This window comes from Emticicia fluvialis, assembly GCF_024793945.1.
Taxonomy (GTDB): domain Bacteria; phylum Bacteroidota; class Bacteroidia; order Cytophagales; family Spirosomataceae; genus Emticicia; species Emticicia fluvialis.
In genome coordinates this window covers 272,822-293,862 of sequence record NZ_JANUSD010000003.1, presented here as the reverse complement: position 1 = coordinate 293,862, position 21,041 = coordinate 272,822, and the positions used below count along the sequence as shown (strand labels likewise).

14 protein-coding genes are annotated in these 21,041 nt (G+C 43.4%); 8 read left to right on the top strand and 6 right to left on the bottom strand.

Features of this window, described 5'->3' with window-relative positions:
* Window positions 1-600 precede the first annotated feature (600 nt).
* The 4 genes from NZ848_RS05075 to NZ848_RS05060 are packed head-to-tail and all read left to right on the top strand — an operon-like array spanning window position 601 to window position 6,683.
* On the top strand, window positions 601-3,105 hold the full coding sequence (locus NZ848_RS05075) for a TonB-dependent receptor (RefSeq protein ID WP_259014621.1): 2,505 nt from the start codon (window positions 601-603) through the stop codon (window positions 3,103-3,105).
* A gap of 55 nt (window positions 3,106-3,160) precedes the next feature.
* On the top strand, window positions 3,161-4,609 hold the full coding sequence (locus NZ848_RS05070) for an ABC transporter permease (protein WP_259014620.1): 1,449 nt from the start codon (window positions 3,161-3,163) through the stop codon (window positions 4,607-4,609).
* Window position 4,610: 1 nt separating this feature from the next.
* Window positions 4,611-5,975, top strand: coding sequence for a DUF3526 domain-containing protein (locus tag NZ848_RS05065; RefSeq protein WP_259014619.1), 1,365 nt, complete (start codon window positions 4,611-4,613; stop codon window positions 5,973-5,975).
* Window positions 5,976-5,987: 12 nt separating this feature from the next.
* On the top strand, window positions 5,988-6,683 hold the full coding sequence (locus tag NZ848_RS05060; RefSeq protein WP_253525853.1) for an ABC transporter ATP-binding protein: 696 nt from the start codon (window positions 5,988-5,990) through the stop codon (window positions 6,681-6,683).
* A gap of 84 nt (window positions 6,684-6,767) precedes the next feature.
* On the opposite strand, the gene NZ848_RS05055 is transcribed toward NZ848_RS05060, so the two are convergent.
* The 5 genes from NZ848_RS05055 to NZ848_RS05030 form a co-directional block, all read right to left on the bottom strand.
* Window positions 6,768-7,550: a polysaccharide deacetylase family protein gene (locus NZ848_RS05055; protein WP_259014618.1), complete on the bottom strand. Its 783-nt coding sequence runs from the start codon at window positions 7,548-7,550 to the stop codon at window positions 6,768-6,770.
* A complete protein-coding gene (locus NZ848_RS05050) occupies window positions 7,550-8,332 on the bottom strand; it encodes a glycosyltransferase family 2 protein (RefSeq protein ID WP_259014617.1) in 783 nt (260 codons plus the stop codon). Before NZ848_RS05050 ends, NZ848_RS05055 begins: the two co-directional genes overlap by 1 nt.
* A gap of 638 nt (window positions 8,333-8,970) precedes the next feature.
* Window positions 8,971-9,537, bottom strand: a complete 567-nt coding sequence (locus NZ848_RS05045) for a dihydrofolate reductase family protein (RefSeq protein ID WP_259014616.1) — start codon at window positions 9,535-9,537, stop codon at window positions 8,971-8,973.
* Between the two features lie 160 nt (window positions 9,538-9,697).
* Entirely contained in the window at window positions 9,698-10,663 is a 966-nt protein-coding gene (locus tag NZ848_RS21495; RefSeq protein WP_309600820.1) for an SRPBCC domain-containing protein, read from the bottom strand.
* 321 nt (window positions 10,664-10,984) lie between these two features.
* On the bottom strand, window positions 10,985-12,097 hold the full coding sequence (locus NZ848_RS05030) for a glycosyltransferase (protein WP_259014615.1): 1,113 nt from the start codon (window positions 12,095-12,097) through the stop codon (window positions 10,985-10,987).
* 262 nt (window positions 12,098-12,359) lie between these two features.
* Here NZ848_RS05030 and NZ848_RS05025 point away from each other — a divergent pair, with 262 nt between their 5' ends.
* Both NZ848_RS05025 and NZ848_RS05020 read left to right on the top strand, forming a co-directional pair.
* Entirely contained in the window at window positions 12,360-13,451 is a 1,092-nt protein-coding gene (locus NZ848_RS05025) for a GNAT family N-acetyltransferase (RefSeq protein WP_259014614.1), read from the top strand.
* Between the two features lie 187 nt (window positions 13,452-13,638).
* A complete protein-coding gene (locus NZ848_RS05020) occupies window positions 13,639-16,209 on the top strand; it encodes a phosphocholine-specific phospholipase C (RefSeq protein WP_259014613.1) in 2,571 nt (856 codons plus the stop codon).
* A 271-nt stretch (window positions 16,210-16,480) separates the two neighbouring features.
* On the opposite strand, the gene NZ848_RS05015 is transcribed toward NZ848_RS05020, so the two are convergent.
* On the bottom strand, window positions 16,481-17,515 hold the full coding sequence (locus NZ848_RS05015; RefSeq protein ID WP_259014612.1) for a virulence RhuM family protein: 1,035 nt from the start codon (window positions 17,513-17,515) through the stop codon (window positions 16,481-16,483).
* A gap of 211 nt (window positions 17,516-17,726) precedes the next feature.
* On the opposite strand from NZ848_RS05015, the gene NZ848_RS05010 reads away from it, so the two are divergent.
* Window positions 17,727-19,907: a penicillin acylase family protein gene (locus NZ848_RS05010; protein ID WP_259014611.1), complete on the top strand. Its 2,181-nt coding sequence runs from the start codon at window positions 17,727-17,729 to the stop codon at window positions 19,905-19,907.
* A 123-nt stretch (window positions 19,908-20,030) separates the two neighbouring features.
* Entirely contained in the window at window positions 20,031-20,969 is a 939-nt protein-coding gene (locus tag NZ848_RS05005; protein ID WP_259014610.1) for an alkaline phosphatase family protein, read from the top strand.
* Window positions 20,970-21,041 lie beyond the last annotated feature (72 nt).

Genomic DNA, 21,041 nt, shown 5'->3' with positions numbered 1-21,041 from the left:
TCGGGGATTATCGAATAGGATTCTTCGAAACCGGAGAGCGTTAACGGTTATGGAACATAAAAAAGACCGGGCGTCAGAAGATGCTGTAATCTTCTGAACCGGAACAGGAGATAAGTTTTGTTTTTCTGATTGTCATTTGCAAAAGCGGGTTTTAAAGTGTTGGATTTTTTGATTATTCAGGCTAATCAGACTAAATGCGCGTCTCTAAACGAAACTGCCGATAGTAGATATACGTAACTCAATTCTACTTAGTCAATTTCATTATCCGGGTTCTGCTAATAGTCACTCGTTCGTTCAATACAAAGATAACGGTTTAAGTTTTCTTCCCCTCAGGCTGGCTGCCCAAACATGGCCAATCCTTGCTGATAGCTACTTTACATCGGGTTTTGTAGTGTATCTCTCAAATATCCGGCAGATACGCCTTTTAGGTTTTTGTAAACCGGTTATCCGCCATGTCGCAAATTGGCATCAGGTATCGTGCCGACTAAGGTTTTTATGGCTTTTGTTTTTGCAACATTATTGCAAAAACAAAAATCATGCGTACATTTGCAACAATATTGCAAAACAAAAATTTTGAATTTACACAAAACTTAATCATTAATGAAACCTATACATTTACTCTTTTTTACCTTGTTTTTTTTAGGAGCCACTTTTAACAGCCGCGCGCAAAGCCAGATAAAAGGGCTGGTGAAATATGAAGACCAGACTTCCGCAGCCGGGGTTACTGTCAATCTGGAGGTCGGGGCGGCTAAAAAGGGGACACTCACCAATAGTAAGGGGGAGTTTATTTTTGAAAACCTGCCCAACGGAAAATTTAAACTGGTGTTTAGTTCAATTGGCTATGAAACCCACACAGTAGAAGGCACTCTCAGCGAAGCACACAAAACGGTTAACGTGCTGCTTTTGCCGGCTGCCAACCAGTTACAGGATGTTGAAATTGTAGGGCGCGCCAGAAAAGACTATACCAGCGATTACAGCTTCTCGGCCACAAAAATTGCCATAAAAAATAAAGAGCTGCCGCAGGCCATGAGTACGGTTACCAAAGAACTGATAGCCGACAGGCAGGCTTTTCAATTGGCTGATGCCGTTAAAATTGCCAGCGGGGTTATTCCGTCCAGTTATTATAACCAGTATAATATAAGAGGTATAAGCCAGAACGAAGAAGGCCAGATTATCAACGGTATGCGCACCAGACAATATTATTTTTTGCAACCGCTAACTACCAATATTGAGCGGGTAGAGGTTCTGAAAGGCCCTGCGTCGGTTACGTTTTCGAGTGTTGACCCGGGTGGCAGTATCAATATGATAACCAAAAAGCCGCTGACAGAGAAAAGAAGAGAGGTAAGCCTGAGTGCAGGTAGTTTCAGCACGCTTCGGGGGGCGCTTGATTTCACCGGCCCGCTCAACGAATCAAAAACCTTGCTTTACCGCCTGAATGGGGCTTATCAGGAGGCCGGTTCCTTCCGCGATTTAATCGGCAATAAATCAGTGCTTGTTTCGCCTTCTTTCAGCTATATTCCCAACAGCAGAACCGCCATTAATACGGAGCTGATTTTCAGCAACATGATTGGCAACCTGGACAGAGGCCAGCCGATTTTTGGCGCCGTAGCCGGTAAAACAAATCTCAACAGCACGCCTATCAGCCTTAATCTGGGCGCACCAAACGACTTCTTTAAATCGAAAGAACTGATTCTGACCGCTAACCTTTCTCATAAATTTAGTCAGCATATCAGTTTTAATGCGGCCTACATGAAGCAAACCTGGACAGAAGACCTCCAGGAACACCGCACTACCAACGCTTTTGCTACCGATATCAGCGGGGCACCCGTTACCAGTCTGGTTATGATGCAACTGCTTCAGCGCAAACAGCACTGGAACACCGATAACCTGAACGCTTACTTTAATTTCAATTTTGACCTCGGCAAAACCATGCACAAACTGGTGGTAGGCTATGACCTGCAAAACTGGTATAAACTGAAGGGCGGCGGCCAGAATTCGGCCCGAGGGTTTCTGCTCAAAGACGGTACCACAAGCAATAGCTTTGTGGTAGCCAATGCAGCCAATTATCAGACCACTACCATAGACGGCAAAACCCTGCCTAAACCTAACGTTAATTATTTCGACCTCAACAATCCGGTTTATACCATCAGAAACCTGAACGATTACGTTATGAACGTCCGTACGGCGCTTCCGGCTGCACTTACAAGCACAAATGCCCTTTATGCGCAGGAGCAAATAAAGGCCGGTAAGTTTGCGGCCTTGTTTAGCCTCAGAAACGAGTGGTTTCAAGACATAACCAACTACCATGCACCCAAAGAAGCTTCATTTAAAAACACGGCTTTAATACCGCGCGTGGGTTTAACTTATGAGCTAAGCAGCAGCGTAAACATATACGCTACGTATCTTAAAGGATATCAGCCGCAGTCTAACACGGTTACGTTAATGCCCAGCACAGGTAATTACTTCGGAACCGACAAGTCGGCAGCTCAGTTTAAACCGCTGATAAGCGACCTGAAAGAACTGGGATTAAAATCTACACTAGGGGGTAGCCTGTTTACTTTAAGTGCAGCCGTTTATGAAATTAACCAGAAAAACATTCTGATGAATGCCAACGACCCTGCCAACCCCGACCTGCTGGTGCAACGTGGCGCCGACCGCAGCCGTGGTTTTGAAACCGATGTGGCGGGGTATATCCTTCCACAATGGCAAATCAATGCTTCTTATAGTTTTATAGATGCCGTAATAAGAATGGACAAAGACGAAAAACTGATCGGCCAACGCAAAGAGAATACTCCGCGCCATAGCGGTAACTTATGGACCCGCTTCAATTTCGGCAGTACATCGGCGCTGAAAGACCTGGGCGTGGGCCTTGGGTTGCAGGCACAAAGTAGCCGTATCCCGTGGTTCAGCAGGGCATTTGAAGTGCCTGGTTTTGCTACCGTTGATGCCGCCGTTTATTATAAGCCAGCCAGAAGTAATATTCAGGTGGCCCTGAACCTCAACAACGTTTTTGATAAAACCTACTGGATAGGCGCCCAAAATTACACACGTTTGTTTCCGGGGGCACCCAGAAACTTCATGTTAACGGCAACTTATGCTTTTTGATACACGCGCAAATGCAATGTCACCGAATCCGGACTTGCTGAAAAATCTATAAATTATGCGATACCCCATTATAAAAATACTCTCGGCACAGGTCTGGAAGAGCACCATAAAAAACCGGAGCACGATTATTCTGATTGCTATTTTTAACTGTATGCTGCTGGCTGCCCTGTTGTCGGGCTACAGCCACATGCACAAGCAGCAAACAGAGGTAAATGATTTTAGCCACGAGGTGCGCGAACGCTGGGAAAACAACCCCGACAAACACCCGCACCGGATGGCACACTACGGCTACGTGGTTTTCAGACAGAAATTTCCCTTGAGTTTCTTCGACCCCGGCATGGACAGTTACCTGGGCAATGCCGTTTTTTTAGAAGCGCACCGCCAGAACACCGTCAATTTCTCTGAAGCCAGCCTTTCAAATGGTTTGTTGAGGTTCGGCGAAATTTCAGCCGGTCTTATTCTGCAAATGTTGTTGCCTCTTTTATTGTTTTTCTGGGGCTTTGACCTGATTGCCCGCGAACGTGAAAACGGCACCTTACGCATTCTATTAACGCAGGGCATCAGCTGGCCCGAGCTTGTAACAGGTAAGGCGCTGGGGCTGTTTGGCTTGTCATTGGGCGTGCTTGTGCCTGCTTTTGTGGCTGGCGGGCTGCTGTTGATTTGCAATGAGCAAACGTGGCAATCGCCGCAGGCGGTGTGGCGTTTTGCAGTGCTGGTTTTTGCCTATGCCATTTATTGCTTTATTATTGCTTTACTGGCGGTTTATGTGTCTGCCAAAAGCAAAAATACCAAGTCGGCACTGATAAAGCTGATAGGTGTCTGGTTGTTATTTACACTTATACTGCCAAAGGTGTCGCAGGTGGCCGGGCAGAATCTGTTTCCTTCGCCTTCCAAGATAGCGTTTGATACGGCCGTTGAAGCAGAGCTGATAAAACACGGAGACAGCCATAATCCGAACGACCCTCATTATAAAGCGCTGAAAGACTCGTTGCTGACGGCCTATGGGGTAGACTCAACCCACAAGCTGCCATTTAATTACAGCGGATACGTCATGCGTGAAGGCGAACGCCTCAGTGCCGAAACCTACGGCAGGCATCAGGCGCAACTGGTTGGTATTTATGAAAAACAACAGAATGCGGTGCGTATAACAGCCTTGCTTAACCCATTTATAGCTATTAAAAACCTTTCAATGGCGCTGGCAGGTACAGACTATGCCACTTATAACGATTTCCAGAATCAGGTTGAAGCCTACCGGTATAAAATGGCACAAACGCTTAACGAGCTACAGATAAAGCACATTAGCAACAAGGTTAAGAGTTCTGCCGATAAAAGAGCCATCATCAGCCATAAGTATTGGGAAGAATTTCCGGATTTTACGCATAGATTCCCTCCGTTTGCCAGGGTTTTCAGCAACGAAATCATTTCAGTTTTATCAATCCTTTTATGGGCGGCAGGTTTATTTCTGCTCATAAAAATCAGTTCAAAACACTTTAAAGCCTTTTGATATGACAGCCCTACTAATAAAGAACTTTTTACGGTCCAGAGGCTTTATCACCGGTCTTTTTATATTATTTGCCTCAGGTTTGCTTAGTTTATATATAGGAAAGCATTTTCTGGAACGAAACCGCGAAATTATTGAGAAAACCGCTCATTATCAGCAGGAAAACATTGACCGTTACGTGCAGAACGTTAACAAAGAAATGGGCTTGCTGCTTTACTATGTCCGTTTCGGGCTGGCCAACTCAGGCACGCCGTTGTCGGGGCTATCTGTGGGGCAGCGAGACATCAACCCGGCTGTAATGAGCGTAACCATCAGAAGCCTTCAGGAACAAAAGTATAATACCGACCTCATGAACCCCATGTACCAGCTGATCGGTAATCTTGATTTCAGCTTCGTACTCATTTATCTGTTTCCGCTTATTATTATCGCATTTGGTTTCAATCTGTTATCGGAAGAAAAAGAAGAAGGCACCTGGAGCCTGGTGCTGAGCCAGACGGCTTCACCCGCAAAGCTACTCCGTGCCAAAATGGGTATCCGCTATGCCAGTGTGCTGCTGGTGCTATTGCTGCTGTTTCTGGTAGCGTGGTTCTATTTATCTATACCGCCCGATGCCGCTTTTGGCGCTTTTATTGTCAGTGCAGTGCTATATGTCAGCTTCTGGTTTTGTCTGGTCTGTCTGGTGGTGTCTTTTCAAAAAAATTCAAGTCAGAATGCCCTCATGCTGCTTATATCATGGGTATTACTTACTATAGTAATTCCGGCATCTGTCAATGCGGCTATTGCCAACCTTTATCCGGTGCCGGAGGCTTTCAGCACGGTTCTTGAAAGCCGCGACGGTTACCATACCCAATGGGACAAACCCAAAGAACCTACCATTGCAAAGTTTCACAGGCATTATCCGCAATTCAGTAACTACACCCACCCGGCCGGTGCCGACTACAGCTGGCTTTGGTATTATGCCATGCAACAAATGGGAGACGACGAGTCGGCCACGCAGGTAGCAGCTTTGAAAGAAAAACTACAGCAACGCAACAATGCAGGCCTGGCTGTAAGCTGGTTTGTGCCTACCATTCATACCCAGTTGATGCTCAATTCACTGAGTTTGTCTGACATGAAAAACTATATGAATTTCGCCGACAATCTGGAGCAATTTCACGAACGCAGAAAATTGTACTTCTACCCGAAGATTTTCAACAACGAGCCAGTGCTAAAGCAAAACTGGCAGGTTTTTAAGTTAGAGTACTTTCATGACCAGGTAAATGTAAAGTGGGCAAATGTGCTGCTGCCTTTACTGATTGCTGCCGGGCTTTGCCTGCTGTGGGCGCAAAGAAATTTTAAAAAATTGTATTCAAATAATCATTCTCTGTAAACAAAGATATCCATGCTAACTGCAACCAACTTAACCAGAAAATATGGTGAGCATACAGCCCTCAATCAGCTCAATCTAACTATTTTACCTGGCGAGGTTTTTGCTCTGCTGGGGCAGAATGGCGCTGGTAAAACCACCACCATTAATTGTTTTTTAGGGTTTATTGAACCCACCTCGGGCGAGGCCTTCATTAACGGAAAGTCGGTTGTGGGCCATGCAACAGAAACCAAAAAAGACCTGGCCTACATACCCGAAACCGTAATGCTGTATGCTAACCTGACGGGCATAGAAAACCTGAGCTTTTTTTCTTCTCTGGCGGGGTTCAGCTATTCAAAAGAGCAACTCGGTACTTTTTTAAGTAAAGCCGGTTTGCAGCAAACCGCTCATGAACAAAGGGTAGGGGGGTATTCTAAAGGAATGCGCCAAAAAGTAGGTATAGCCATTGCTATTGCCAAAAAAGCCAAAGTTTTATTGTTAGACGAGCCCACCAGTGGCCTGGACCCCAAAGCCTCGAACGAATTTTCAGAGATACTAAAAGAACTCTCGCAAAGCGGCACGGCTATTCTGATGGCCACGCACGATATTTTCAGAGCCAAAGAAGTAGCCAGCAGAATTGGTATCATGAAAGAAGGTAACCTGGTGTCGGTCATCAATGCCGCCGACATAACCGCCAACGAGCTTGAAAAGCTTTATCTGCAAACGGTTTAACATCAACAGGGTCAGAAATTAATCAAAAAGCACGAAGTAACACGTGCTTTTTGATTAACCTTCCAAACCATTCGGGTTTTATTATTAAAAAGGCAGTTTTGCTCTTCCTTTCAATTTCTTCTGAAATGCCTCCGGGGTGTCTGTTCCTCTTATATCCAACCGCTGTAATTCATACACATCCTTCATAAATCTGTTCAGTCTGTTGCCAATTCTGAAGGCGGCAACAACGCCCGTATTTTGCATCAGGGCTTTCATTTGCTTCAGCATGGTTCGATTTTTAGGCCTTTTTCCGTAAGGATAAGCAAATACCGGCAAAAACGATAAGCCATTGTCTTTAAAAAAGCCCATGTTCTGTTGCAGGTCTGTGGTTATTTCGTCTAAGCGCAAGGCCTGATAACTCTGATGCAAATGCGAGTGCAAGCCAAAGGAAACAAGTGCTTCGTCAAGCGATTTTAGCTGGTCGAGATTCATTAAATCATCAGCTTTATGGTCCCAGCTGCTTGTTTGGCCTATGTAGGCGGTAGGCAGAAAAATAGTGGCCGGGGCTTTGTATTTTTGAAGCAAAGGGTATGCATAATGCAGATTATTAAGGTATCCGTCATCAAATGTAATAAAAACCGGCTTGGCAGGTAAGGCTTCGCCGGTGGTTACATAGGTAAGCAGGCGTTGCATAGGCAAAATATGGTAGCCATTGGCCTGCAGGTATTGCAGGTGCGCTTCCAGCTGTGCTGTGGTTACGGTCAGGTCGTCGGCGTGTTCAGGCGATACCTTGTGGTACATTAATACCGGAATACCTCTGCCAGAGGCATCAAGTAGGTAAAGCCAGAGGGCGCCTGCTACCAGCAGGGCAATAAAAATAGATAACATCAGTATCCGGATTTAAAATTGTTTTGATTAATTTCATGAAGTTTGATGTACTTCATGGTAGACCCGAATGCCTGCCCGAAAGACCACACAAAACCACGGTAACCGTTCAGAAAGTTTAGTCTGAACAGATATTCTATAAAAAATTTCAACGGAAACTTGATGATGATGTTGAATACCGAGACTTTTTTCTCTGCCCGGTGCAATTCAACAGCTCCTTTGGTGGTGTAGTTGTTTATTTTGTTCAGGAAATCGGTTACATCGGCATAGCTGTTATGCAACACATGGTTTTTAAGTGAGCCTCTTTTGCCGTTCAGAATCACATCTTCATGTATCTCCTTATCGTTATAGTTGCCGTGTTTACGGTTAAATAATCTCAGGTGCGGCATTTTGTATTCGCGCCCATAACGCAGGGGTTTACCCAGAAATATCAAAGTATTGGGTATCATGTAGCCCTCAAAGCTGGCGTTCTGAAAAACATCAAGAATTTCTTCCCGTAGCTCGTCACTCACTACCTCGTCAGAGTCCACAATAAAAACCCAGTCGTTTTTAGCTTTCGAAACCGCATAGGCTTTTTGTTTTCCGAAGTTGTCAAATTTTCGATATAAGAAATTGGCCTCATATTTACGTGCAATCGATTCGGTTTCATCGGTGCTGCCGCAATCAAGCACCAGCAGTTCGTCGGCCCAGTCTGCAACAGATTTTAATACGCTATCCAGAGTCCGCTGGTTATTAAGGGTCAGGGTAACAATAGACAAAGGAATTTTAGTGGTTTTCTTCTGCATTTTTACAATTACATTTAGGATTGGACATAAGCTCGTATTTTTTAAGGGGTACACAGCAGCCCTGTCTTTAAAAAAAAGACAGACACGTAAACACTGAAATACGGATACAGAGTAAAGCCCTTATCAGAGGCAATAAGGCGAGCGTAAGCATGGGTTGTTTTTAAACAACCGCAATTTTAAGCGGGTATTATTGCTGATAAGTAATTTGTAAACAAACCGATAAAACTGTTTTTCAGGCAGGATTAATACAGATGTTTAGAGGTAAAAGCAGAAAATGGCTGTGCCTGATGGCTAAGGCAGATGTGGTGATGGTTAGGTTTTTCATTGTACGTTTAAATAATAGAATTAGTAATAATACCAGACAAAATTAATGCACCGAATTGAATTTGTCTAAGAAAAATTATTAATAATTTCTTAATAATTTATAGGTACAAGGGCTTGCGTTTTATCTGGTAAAACGGCCGGCATGGCGTAACCCAACCAACCAAAAGGGGCTGTAGTTTTATGATTAGAAAAATTTAGAGAAGCATCTATAGCCCGGCTGCCATGGGCATAAAGATGAACCTGCCTTTACGAAAACGAAATGACTATTTTGTAAGGCTTTGCACATATAATTAAGTTTTTTGAAACCTGCTAAGCTATGGCAGCAATTGATATTCTAATACTACTACTCCGTTTTCAAATGCCTGCGAGCGGCTAAGGGAAAAATTTCTTAATTGCAGGTTGTCATCAAACAACTTCAACCCTCCGCCCACTACTACGGGTATCAGCATCAGGTGTAATTCATCTATCAGGTTATGTTGTAGCAAACTTTTTACCAGCGTGGCACTACCATAAACCAGTATATTGCCGCCCTGGGTATTTTTAAGCGCTGCCAGTTCAGTTGCCATATCTCTGATGATGTGGCTGTTGTTCCAATCGGCATTTGGCAAGGTTGTAGATACCACATATTTGGGGTAGTGGTTCATTCTGTCGGCAAAATCGTTGCCGGTTTGGGTAGGCCAGTAGTTACTAAACCCGCTGTAAGTATTTTTGCCAAGCAAAAGTGCATCTACACTTTTTAGCTCGTCCATTTTATACTTTCCGCCTTCCGGGCTTCTGTAGCGGGCCTGCCAGCCACCATGCGGATGCGCGGTTTCATCACCTCCGGGGGCTTCCACAACGCCATCAAGCGTTATAAACTCAGTAACTATAATTTTTCGCATAGTTTTTTATTGGTAAATATAGCAGAGATTTCGCGTTTTGACAGGGGGGAGGATAGACAATCTGAGGGGGTGAAACCGACCCGGCTATGTGCTGCGGTTAAAATTAAATGCCCCACTGCACCAACAGTAGTTGCTGAACAACAGAGGGGCAGGTAAGTGCTTAATCATTCTGGTAGTTAATCATCCAGTTAATGCCAAATTTATCTGTAAATGACCCAAAGTAAGCCCCAAAGAACATATCTTCTAAAGGCATGGAGACTACGCCACCTGCCGACAGTTCATCAAATATCCGTTTGGCTTCTTCTCTGGTGTCAGGTTCAATGCTGATGTGCATATTGTTGCCCTGTGTTAGGGTAAAACCCATTTCTTTGGGTGCGTCGGTAGCCATTAGTATATGATGGGCTGTAATAGGTAATTCTACATGCAGAATCATATTTTTTACGGCATCTGCTACAGGTGGGTTACCTGGCACAGCCGGAATATCGCCAAACCGCTGAATGCCTTTGCCGACAAAATCAGTTCTGAAAACAGATTTATAAAACAAAAAAGCTTCTTCTGTATTACCAGCAAAGTTAAGGTACGTGCAAACCCTTGCCTTATTGTTGGTTTTGTTTTGCCGGCGAAGCATAAACTGTGCCTCCAGATATTGGTCAAGGTTTTCCAGTGCCATACTGAAACCCTCCTTAAAGCCCATTTCTATCACTTTTTCCAGGTCTGAGAGGCTGTTATAGCGGGCATTAATGGTTACAAAAGTGGTGCTGCCGGTTTGTTTAAAATCGTTGTTCCAGTACGTTCTGGGTAAGTTAGGGTCTATGGTTCCGTTTTCATCGCTGAACGCATCCATGCAAGAAAAACCTTTCTGTGTTTCAATGGTCAGGTAATCGTTTACCCCCCAGTGTTTTTCGCCTTTCGGGCTTATCATGGCATAATGCCAGCGCCCACCTTCCCTGAAATCCATCGACTTCGTTTCTGCCTTGTAAGGTTTGGGCGCCCACCATTGGTCTAGTATTGCCGGGTTGGTCCAGGCCTCCCACACCAGGTCCAGGTCGGCGGCAAATTCGCGTTTTACTTCAACTGTATTGTTTTCTTTGTTTACTGTAAAATCAAATATCAGGTTTTGTCTCATTATTCTTCAAATTTTGTATGGTTAAAAATATCTTTTCAAGTTGTTTTTTCATTTATCTGTTGCGTTTTTTTCTGTAATTCTAATTTTACAAATCTCACCGCCTTTTCTGTGGCCATTTCAATTAAGCTCTTTTTTAGCTGCGTATGCGCTATAACCGTTATCAGGATACTAGAAAAAAACAGAAGACAAATTCTAAGCGCTTTTTCAGATTCAAAGTTATGTACGAAACCGAACGGTTGCAAATTTATGTGCAACTAATTGGTTTCGCAAATTATTTTTAATTTTTTTAAATAACCTTATAATGGGGCGTAACCGAATTGGCTAGTTGGCAGTGTTTATTTTTTGAAGATACAAATCAGTATAAATTCTAGCGGCATCTTGTATATCAAGGCCTTTGCTGCGCAGTATTTCAATGCTTTGTTGTTTCGGGGCTTCTCTTTTAATATTAAAAAGAACTTCCGCCCATTCCTCAGGGGTGTCACTCAAGCTTAGTTTTTTAACCAGAGAGACACCCATGTCTACATCGGCTGGTACATTATCAGAAATAAGGGCTGGCAAACCTATACACTGGCTTTCAATCAGCACCATAGGCAATCCTTCATACAAAGAGGGCATTAGCATTACATCGGCACCGGCCATTAGTTGTGGTACATCATCTCTTATCCCAAGCATAGTTACGTTACCAGACAGCCCGAGCCTTGAAACCTCGTTTCTAATAAATGAGTCTAAGGTACCCTGGCCTATAATAAAGAAATGGAAATCGATTTTTTTGTTTTTTAGAACATACATTATCTGTAAAGAAAACGCGTGATTTTTAACATTCTCAAGTCTGCCAATTTGAACATATATTCTACTATTACTACCTGGTAGAAATGTTTCACGCAAAAAATCTTTATGGGTTTTACCGGTTTCAAAGTACTGGTCTATATCGATAGAGTTATATAGAACAAGAGCTTTTTTGTTTTCAGGAAATAAAAATTCTGCGGCTTCAGTACTACAAGCAATCGCGTTTGTTGAATACTTTTTGATTAGAAAAATGGATAATTGCTGATAAATTCTGTTGGCCAGAGAATTATCTGATGCATTAGTAATACTGTGCGAATGAGCAATTCTGATTGGCACACCGGCAAGATTGGCTGCCAGAAAACAAAATCCGATATTAAGCAGCGTATGCGCATGAATTACCTGATATTGTGAATTGTGCTTAAGAAACCGGAATAAGCTGTAAATGCGCTTAAAACTATTCCCCTCCACAATCCTAAAAATTTTACCACCCAGGCTTAGTATTTCTTCATCATAATCACAGGCTTTTGCTTTAAAGTAAATAAAATCAAACTGTATTCTGGTTCGGTCTATATTTCTGTAAATATTCATTACCATCGTTTCTGCACCAGCTCTGTCCATTCCACCTATTACGTGTAGTATTCTTATCATATTATTGCCTTTTTTAATCTGGTTATTGTTGCTGTAAAACTCATACGGCTGCCGATTTTAATAGTTAAAGGCAAAAGTAACAAATATTTATTTTCAAACTGTTGTGGGCGGGCTACTTTGCACGGCACAGCCGAGTGTCTGATTCTTAACCATTTACGCCTGGCAATAGCAAAAAACCGTTTAGCAAGCATTAAAAATACGTTTACCGGGTTTGAAATCTTTGGCTTTATGCTTAGTTTTCGGTCAGAAAGTATTACAGCCCATGTTAGCAGAATTATATTACCCGCCATCATTAGAACCCGCAGACCTGGATGCACATCTGGAAGACGGTTGGTTCAGAATGGGGCAGGCTATCTTTACCACCAGTTTTCTGAAATTTAAAGATATTATCTATAGTGCTATCTGGCTAAGAATCAACCTTCGCTCTTTCAGTGAATCATCTACTCAAAAAAAACTCAGGAAACTTAACTCCGGATTCAATGTAATTATACGTGAGGCCTTTATTGACGAAACCAAAGAAGACCTCTTTGCCCGGTATCAGAGCCACGTAGCTTTTGACACCGCCCCCAACCTGCAACAGTTACTTTTCGGCTACGGCGATAATGACATCTATGAAACCCTAGAGATTTGCATTTATGATGATTCAAAGCTGATAGCCTGTGGTTTTTTTGACCTGGGCGAGAAAACATCGGCGGGGATTTCGTGTTTTTACGACCCCGAATACAAAAAGCATAGCCTGGGTAAATACCTGATGTTTCTGAAAATGGAATTTTCGAAAAGGCATGGGCTACAATATTTTTATCTGGGTTATTTTGCCCCCGGTTATCCGTTGTTTGATTACAAGCTGGGCTTATCAAAAGACAATCTCGAATTCATGGATCAGGCCACCGAACAATGGCTGCCCATAGAGCAATTCAGTTATGATGCCATACCGCTGGACATCATGAAGCAAAAACTGCACGAACTCCAATTGGCGCTGTCGCAAGAGTCTGTCAATAGTGCATTTCAGTATTATGAGTTTTTTGATGCCGATTTAATCAACACCCTTAATGGCCTTCGGCTTTTCGATTTCCCCGTGTTTTTGTTCTGCTTTGGTATCAGCACTGCCAACCCGATAGTGGTTTATGACCACCGCGACGCCAGATATCATTTGCTTACCTACCATTGTATTTACGAAACCATGTTTGAGCAAAAAGACCTGAGCCGCTTTAACACGCATTTATTGCAGACCTCAAAAGTGCTGTTTTCAACTGCCTCGGTTCAGACCATGATAAAGGTAATTAGCACCGCTTTGCGCAAAAACATAACCGGCGAATTTTATATTTTTGAGCTGGTAATGAAAGGTATTGCCTGAAAACAGCCATGAAAGCCAACGCCGATTACAGCACGCGGAGTAGTCCATCTACCGCATTATAAAGTAATAGTAACTGAGGTAAAGATATTGTTAATAATTGCCCCCTGCCTGGCCGGAAAGCACTTATTAGGCGTATATTTACAACCGGATTTTTTACTAAACTCACCCTAACACTTCTAAAGCCTATATGGAAACCAGAAGAGAATTTATTCAGAAAGCAGCCGTTCTGGCCAGCGGTACGGGTCTGGCAGGTATGTTGCCCCCGGTTATACAAAAAGCTCTGGCCATTGACCCCAAAACAGGAAGCACCTATTTAGATGCCGAACACGTTGTGATTCTGATGCAGGAAAACCGCTCTTTCGACCACTCATACGGTACACTTCAGGGCGTGCGTGGCTTTAATGACCCTCGTGCCATAACCCTGCCCAATAAAAATAAAGTATGGTTGCAGCCCAATTCAGCAGGGCAGACCTTTGCGCCGTTCAGACTAGACCTGAAAGATACCAAAGCTACCTGGATGAGCTCTTTACCGCACTCCTGGGAAAACCAGGTTGATGCCCGCAACGAAGGTAAGTACGATAAATGGCTGGATGTGAAACAGTCGGGCAACAAAGACTTCAAGAAAATGCCACTTACAATGGGGTATTATAACCGCGAGGATATCCCGTTTTATTATGCCCTGGCCGATGCCTTTACCGTTTGTGACCAGAACTTCTGCTCGTCGCTTACGGGTACTACACCAAACCGGCTGTACTTATGGACGGGAACCATCAGAGAAGAGCAAAACGAAAACGCAAAGGCTAATGTAAAAAACGAAGACGTTGATTATGACAGATGGGCAAAATGGAAAACCTTCCCAGAGCGGCTTGAAGAAAACAATGTATCGTGGAAAATTTACCAGAACGAACTAAGCATTGACACCGGTTTTGAGGGTGAAGAAGACTCATGGCTGGCCAATTTTACCGATAACCCTATTGAGTGGTTTGAGCAGTATCATGTAAAATTCTCGCCCGAGTACCGCCAGTATCTGCAAAAAGTAGCGAAAGAATTACCCGGTATGATTGAAGCCCTGAAAACCAAAATAGCAGGGCTAAGCGCCGGAGGCAATGAATACAACGCCGCTAAAAAAGAATTGGCGCAGAAAGAAGCGTATCTGGCAATAGCTCTCAATGACCTGGAAGAATTTAAGCCTGAGAATTTCGAAAAACTGTCAGAGTTCCATAAAAATATCCATAAAAAAGCCTTTACCAATAATCGTAAAGACCCAGATTACCATAAACTGACAACCCTTGAGTATGAAGACAACGGCGTGCAGCGCAAACTGCAGGTACCCAAGGGAGATGTATTGCATCAGTTCAGAGAAGATGTAAATACCGGAAAACTACCTACGGTGTCGTGGATAGTAGCGCCTGAGAAATTCTCAGACCACCCGGGTGCACCCTGGTTTGGCGCCTGGTATCTATCAGAGGTGATGGAGATTCTTACCAAAAATCCGGAGGTCTGGAAGAAAACCGTTTTCATATTAACGTATGACGAAAACGACGGGTATTTTGACCACGTGCCGCCTTTTGTACCGCCGAATCCGCATAAACCCGGTACAGGTAAAGTTTCAGCCGGTATTGATGCCGGGGTGGAACAGGTAAGTCTGGCTCAGGAGCTGAAACGCAAACGTGCCAACCCCGAGCGCGACTCGCGCGCCAGCCCGATTGGTTTGGGTTTCCGGGTGCCAATGGTGATAGCCTCGCCTTGGAGCCGCGGGGGTAATGTGTGTTCGGAAGTGTTTGACCACACGTCGGTGCTACAGTTTCTGGAGAAATTTCTGAAACATAAAACCGGAAAAGAAATAACAGAAACCAACATAAGCCAATGGCGCAGAACCGTTTGTGGCGACCTGACCTCGTCTTTTGAGCCATACAACGGCGAAAAAATACAGTTACCGGCCTTTGTACAGAAAGAACCGTTCATCAAAACGGTTTATAATGCTAAATTTAAAAAGCTGCCGTCTAACTTTAAGGAGCTGAACAGTGATGAAATAGCCCAATTGAACGAAGGCAAAGACCTGGGAATTTTGCCAAAGCAAGAGCCGGGTATCAGAAAAGCCATGCCTATTCCGTATCAGTTATATGCCGAAGGCAAGCTGAATGCCGATAAAAAAGCATTTGCAATTGACCTGCATGCCTCTGATGAAGTATTTGGTAAAAAGACAGACGGCGCACCGTTTATTGTCTACGCTCCGGGCAAATATGCCGTGCGCGATGCCAGCAACCGCATTACAGGCTTTGAAAGTGTAAGAACCTGGAACTACGCATTGAAAGCGGGCGACAAACTGGCCGACCAGTGGTTATTAGAAGACTTTGAAAACGAGCAGTATCACCTCATTGCCTACGGGCCAAACGGCTACATGCGCGAGTTTAAAGGCAACGCCCAGGACCCGGAAGTGCAGATAAACTGTGAGTACCAGCGTGTAAAAGGCAGCCTTAAAAAACTGACGGGCAATGTAGAATTGAAAATCAGGAACAACAGCGCTCAGACAGTAACAATTGAGGTTGTCGACCAGTCATATAAAAGAGGGAATCATAGCAAAACTGTGGCTGCGGGTGCAGGTGCTACCATCGTGCTTGACCTGGCCAAAAATCATAACTGGTACGATTTCAGCGTGAAAATAAAAGGTAACACCTCATTTGAAAAACGCTATGCCGGCCACGTAGAAAACGGAAAAGCCAGCTTTACCGACCCTGCAATGGGTGGGGTGGTGTAAGAGAAAATGCAAAATTTATTTTTGGTTCCGTCAGAGTGATATATACTTTTAATGTATCATTCTGACGGTTTTTTTTAACATTATAGGTAAATTGACGATTTTGGTAAAGCCGCAATGCTTGCGGCTTATCGTATAATTTGGTTATTTACGATTTTATATACTTATTCTTATAAATAATTCTATTGAATAGATATACCCCTGAAGACGCACGCAGTGCGTCTTCTACAAAATTTAGGGAAATAGTCAGAATATTTGTTTAGGTGGAATTGGGCTAATCTTCTTTTTTCAATTTCCCAATTTGTTTAAGCAAATGTTTGTCAAAGTCAGATACAAAATTTTGATCTTGAACAATTCTGAATTTCGAATATTCTTCTTCAGCAAAGCTTTTAGCCATTTCATGAGAAACTTTTCCCGAATCTTTCAGAACTTCATATTCATTAAAACTGAGAAAAGAATCAAGACGTTCTATCCAGTCTTTCATTTTCATTGGTTTTTTTCGGCTTGCCTGTAATTCAGCGTAGTCCAGATACATATTAACAATTCTGTTTAATTCCTTAATTTCTTCTTCTGATAAATAGTTCTTGGCTATGGTTACATCAGATTTTAAAATTTTGCCCCCTCTGGATTCATTTTTCCAAGAGGTAAGCCCCATGTATGGTTTAGATGCTGAGGCTCTTTCAATTATAATTTCTGAAGCAGTTTTACCTATAATCGCCCATTCCAATTTATTCTGAACAGTTGCATAGAAATTTTTCGTTGTTTCAGCATTTGAGTTATAATCAATGCTACACTGAGCATATATATCCGTGATTTTTTGGTAGAACCTTCTTTCAGAGGCTCTGATTTCACGAATCCTCTCCAGTAACTCTTCGAAATAGTCACTTTCAAAATAGCTTTGTCCTTGTTTTAATCGTTCATCATTAATTGTAAATCCTTTAATGAGAAACTCTTTTAAAATTGAAGTAGCCCAAATTCGAAATTGTGTTGCTTCCTGCGAATTAACCCGATACCCAACAGAAATAATTGCATCAAGATTGTAAAACTCTATTTCTCTTTTTACGTTTCTCGACCCTTCGTTTTGAACTATTAGAATTTTTCTAATAGTTGATTGCTGGTCTAATTCTTCAGATTTATAAATTTCTTTAAGATGATAATTAATAGTAGGAACTTCAACATTAAAAATTTCAGCCATATTTTTCTGCGATAACCAAACGGTTTCGTTACCTACAATGACTTGTATTTTTATGTTTCCTTTAGTACTTGTATAGAATAGAAAATCAGAAAAATTTTCTTGGATATTTTCCATATTACTGAATTCAAAAAAGAGTTTTGGCAAATGTTATAAATTAAGGTATAAAAAATGTTAAACCGAAGTTATGCCTAAAGATTTTGTTTTTATTCTGATTGCTTCAACTCTCAAAATCCCCCTCGTTCGTCTATATTCCTTCTGTGCGATTGACTTGCTTAGATAATTTATCTATTTTCGGAGGTAGAATCATCTAAACAAACTATTCCTTATGAATCGTCTTCTTCTCCTACTTCTTTTGCCGGTTTCATTATTTGCCCAGCGGTTTTCGTCTGCCGAAATCAACCGTTTTGAACAGCAGGCCAAAAGAGTTACCATCATACGCGATAACTGGGGGATACCGCACATTTATGGCAAAACCGATGCCGACGTGGTGTTTGGTTTGTTGTATGCCCAATGCGAAGACGATTTCAAAAGGGTTGAAATGAACTACATTGAAAAACTGGGCAGAATGGCCGAACTGAAAGGCGAAAGCGAATTATACAACGACTTACAGATAAAACTACTGATAGACACCACCGAAGCCATTGCCGACTACAACAAGGCAGCGCCCTGGCTGAAAAAACTGATGAATGCCTATGCCGACGGCATTAATTATTACCTGCACAAACACCCGCAGGTAAAACCAGCCATGCTTACTCGCTTTAAGCCCTGGTATACACTACTTTGGACAGACGGCAGCATTGGCGCCATTAGCACGGCTGATGCCACCATAGCCGAACTAAAGAATTTTTACTCGGGCGATAAAGTTACCTATCTGGATGCCCCCAAAGACCCCGAGAACCAGACGGGCTCTAATGGTTTTGCCGTTGGGCCATCAAAAACGGCTTCGGGCAATGCCATTTTGTATATCAACCCGCACGTAACATTCTATTTCCGCCCGGAGGTGCACGTGGTAAGCGAAGAGGGCCTGAACGTTTACGGCGCTGTAACCTGGGGGCAGTTTTTTGTGTATCAGGGCTTTAATCCGTATTGCGGGTGGATGCACACTTCAAGTGCAGTAGATGTGTCAGACTTATATGCCGAGAAAATCACCCAAAAAGGGAACCTGTATTTTTATCAATACAATGGCCGGTTAAAGCCGGTTTCAGAAAAGAAAATTACCATCAAATACCAGAAAGACGGCCAGTTATTAAGCCGCACATTCACCACTTATGCCACGCATCATGGGCCGGTTATTGCCAAACGCAACGACCAGTGGCTGAGCCTGCGGTCTTATAACCGCTCTATGCTTAGCCTGGTGCAAAGCTGGCAGCGCACCAAAGCAAAAGGGCTGGAAGATTACAAAAAGGTGATGGATTTAAAAGCCAATACCTCAAACAATACCGTATTTGCCGATAACAAAGGCAACATTGCCTATTGGCATGGCAACTACGTGCCAGTAAGAGACCCCAGACTTAACTGGGCTAAACCCGTTGACGGCAGCACCAGCGCCACAGAATGGAAAGGCCTGCACGCTGTAAGCGAAACCGTTCATTTGTATAACCCTGCAAATGGCTGGTTGCAGAACTGCAACTCAACGCCTTTTACTGTGGCTGGTGTAAATAGCCCCGATAAAGCCGCTTACCCGCCTTACATGGCGCCTGACGGCGAGAATTTCAGAGGGGTAAATGCCGCCCGTGTGTTAAGTAAGGGCAATCATTTTACGGTTGATAAAATGATTGAAGCCGGGTACGATAACTACCTTTCTGCTTTTGAAGTGCTGGTGCCAGCACTGGTTAAGTCATTTGAAACGAATGTAAAGCCCGCTGATTCTTTATATAGCCAACTGGCAGAACCCATTGCTTTGCTTAAAAAATGGGATTACCGCACAGCAACCAGCTCTGTACCAACCACATGGGCTATTGAATGGGCGCAGCGATTAAACGGGGCCATACAGAAAATTTATATCGACCAGGGCGAAGACGACCAGGTTACACGCACTAAAAAGTTTGCCGAAGTAGCCACTGCCGACCAGCTGGTGATACCTTTTGCCCAAACCCTGGCCGATTTACAGAAAAGATTTGGTACCTGGCAAAAACCCTGGGGAGACATAAACCGTTTTCAACGCCTGACGGGCGATATTCAGGGGAAATATGATGATGCGCAACCCAGCCTGCCAATGGGTTATGCCTCTGCCCTGTGGGGAATGTTGCCTTCTTATAACAGCCGTGTTTATCCGGGTACGCAAAAGAGATACGGTATCAGCGGTAACAGCTTTATTTGTGCAGTTGAGTTCGGGCCAAGAATTAAGGCCAGATCATTGCTGGCCGGTGGACAAAGCGGAGACCCGGCGTCGGCCCATTTTAAAGACCAGGCCGAAATGTACACCAAAGGCCAGTTTAAAGATGTTCTTTTTTATAAAGAAGATGTGTTGAAACACGCCGAAAAAACGTATCATCCCGGCGAGTAAGTGTCTGATAATGAGATAATTTAACATACAGCCAGTGGTACATCAGGCCTGTTCTGCCGTATGTACCACAGTTGCCGCGGTGCATCTGGCACTGCGGCTTTTTTGTATTTTAAAACTAAATAAATGATGATTAAAACAATCAAAATCCTGTTCGTTAGCCTTTGCCTCTCAGGCTTAGTCAGTGTCAAAAGCCAGGCGCAAAGGCTGGTAATTATCGGGCTTGACGGCTTCAGCGCCGAGGGCTACAAAACTGCCAGGCACCCGAATATAGATGCTCTGGTGGCCGAAGGCATACTGTCTTTAACTACCCGCCCGGTTATGCCCTCTATAACCTTGCCGAACTGGACCAGCCACTTGTCTGGCGCAGGGCCTGAAGAACACGGCATCGTAAATAATGAATGGAAACTGGATGCCCATGAGCTGCAAGCCTTAGAAAAAGACCAGGAGGGCTATTACCCAAACGTATTCAAGCTGTTGAAAGAGCAGGTGCCGGGCATCAGAATCGGGTATTTTTATAATTGGGGCAAGCTGATTAACTCAATGAACCAAAAGTACTTTGATGAAATTTCGTTCGAGAAAGAGTTTAAATACCGCGCCAATTACGACAAAGCCTATGATTACCTGTTAAAAAACCGGAATTACCCCACCACACTATTTCTATATAGTGTGCATACCGATTTTGCCGGACACGACCACAAGTGGATGTCGCCCCAATACATAACCGCCATTGAAGAAGCAGATGTAGCCATTGGCGAGCTGCTTGCCAAACTTAAAGCTGCCGATTTGTATGCCGATACATATTTTATGCTGATAACCGACCACGGTGGCCTGCCGGAAGGGCATGGGGGGGTGTCGATGACCGAAATGCAGGTACCCTGGGCAGTTACAGGCCCCAAAATCAATAAACTGGGGCTGGTTGATTTTGCCAACAGTAATAAAAATACGGCTCTGGTAATAGCCGGAATTTATAACCTTAAAAACCTGCCGGTTACGTGGTCTGGGGTGCTGCCAAAAAATATTTTAAAGAAAAATCCAAAAAACTTGAAAATGTACTTGAGATAATATAATTTTATATCAGAATTGTACCATAATCAATTAATTAATCTAAACGCTAACCATCAAACTGATGTGACT

Coding starts and splice junctions, on each gene's coding strand:
- NZ848_RS05075 (WP_259014621.1), top strand. CDS start 601: ATGAAACCTATACATTTACTCTTTTTTACCTTGTTTTTTTTAGGAGCC.
- NZ848_RS05025 (WP_259014614.1), top strand. CDS start 12,360: ATGTTAGCAGAATTATATTACCCGCCATCATTAGAACCCGCAGACCTG.
- NZ848_RS05010 (WP_259014611.1), top strand. CDS start 17,727: ATGAATCGTCTTCTTCTCCTACTTCTTTTGCCGGTTTCATTATTTGCC.
- NZ848_RS05070 (WP_259014620.1), top strand. CDS start 3,161: ATGCGATACCCCATTATAAAAATACTCTCGGCACAGGTCTGGAAGAGC.
- NZ848_RS05055 (WP_259014618.1), bottom strand. CDS start 7,550: ATGTTATCTATTTTTATTGCCCTGCTGGTAGCAGGCGCCCTCTGGCTT.
- NZ848_RS05005 (WP_259014610.1), top strand. CDS start 20,031: ATGATGATTAAAACAATCAAAATCCTGTTCGTTAGCCTTTGCCTCTCA.
- NZ848_RS05020 (WP_259014613.1), top strand. CDS start 13,639: ATGGAAACCAGAAGAGAATTTATTCAGAAAGCAGCCGTTCTGGCCAGC.
- NZ848_RS05060 (WP_253525853.1), top strand. CDS start 5,988: ATGCTAACTGCAACCAACTTAACCAGAAAATATGGTGAGCATACAGCC.
- NZ848_RS05015 (WP_259014612.1), bottom strand. CDS start 17,515: ATGGAAAATATCCAAGAAAATTTTTCTGATTTTCTATTCTATACAAGT.
- NZ848_RS05065 (WP_259014619.1), top strand. CDS start 4,611: ATGACAGCCCTACTAATAAAGAACTTTTTACGGTCCAGAGGCTTTATC.
- NZ848_RS05050 (WP_259014617.1), bottom strand. CDS start 8,332: ATGCAGAAGAAAACCACTAAAATTCCTTTGTCTATTGTTACCCTGACC.
- NZ848_RS21495 (WP_309600820.1), bottom strand. CDS start 10,663: ATGAGACAAAACCTGATATTTGATTTTACAGTAAACAAAGAAAACAAT.
- NZ848_RS05045 (WP_259014616.1), bottom strand. CDS start 9,537: ATGCGAAAAATTATAGTTACTGAGTTTATAACGCTTGATGGCGTTGTG.
- NZ848_RS05030 (WP_259014615.1), bottom strand. CDS start 12,097: ATGATAAGAATACTACACGTAATAGGTGGAATGGACAGAGCTGGTGCA.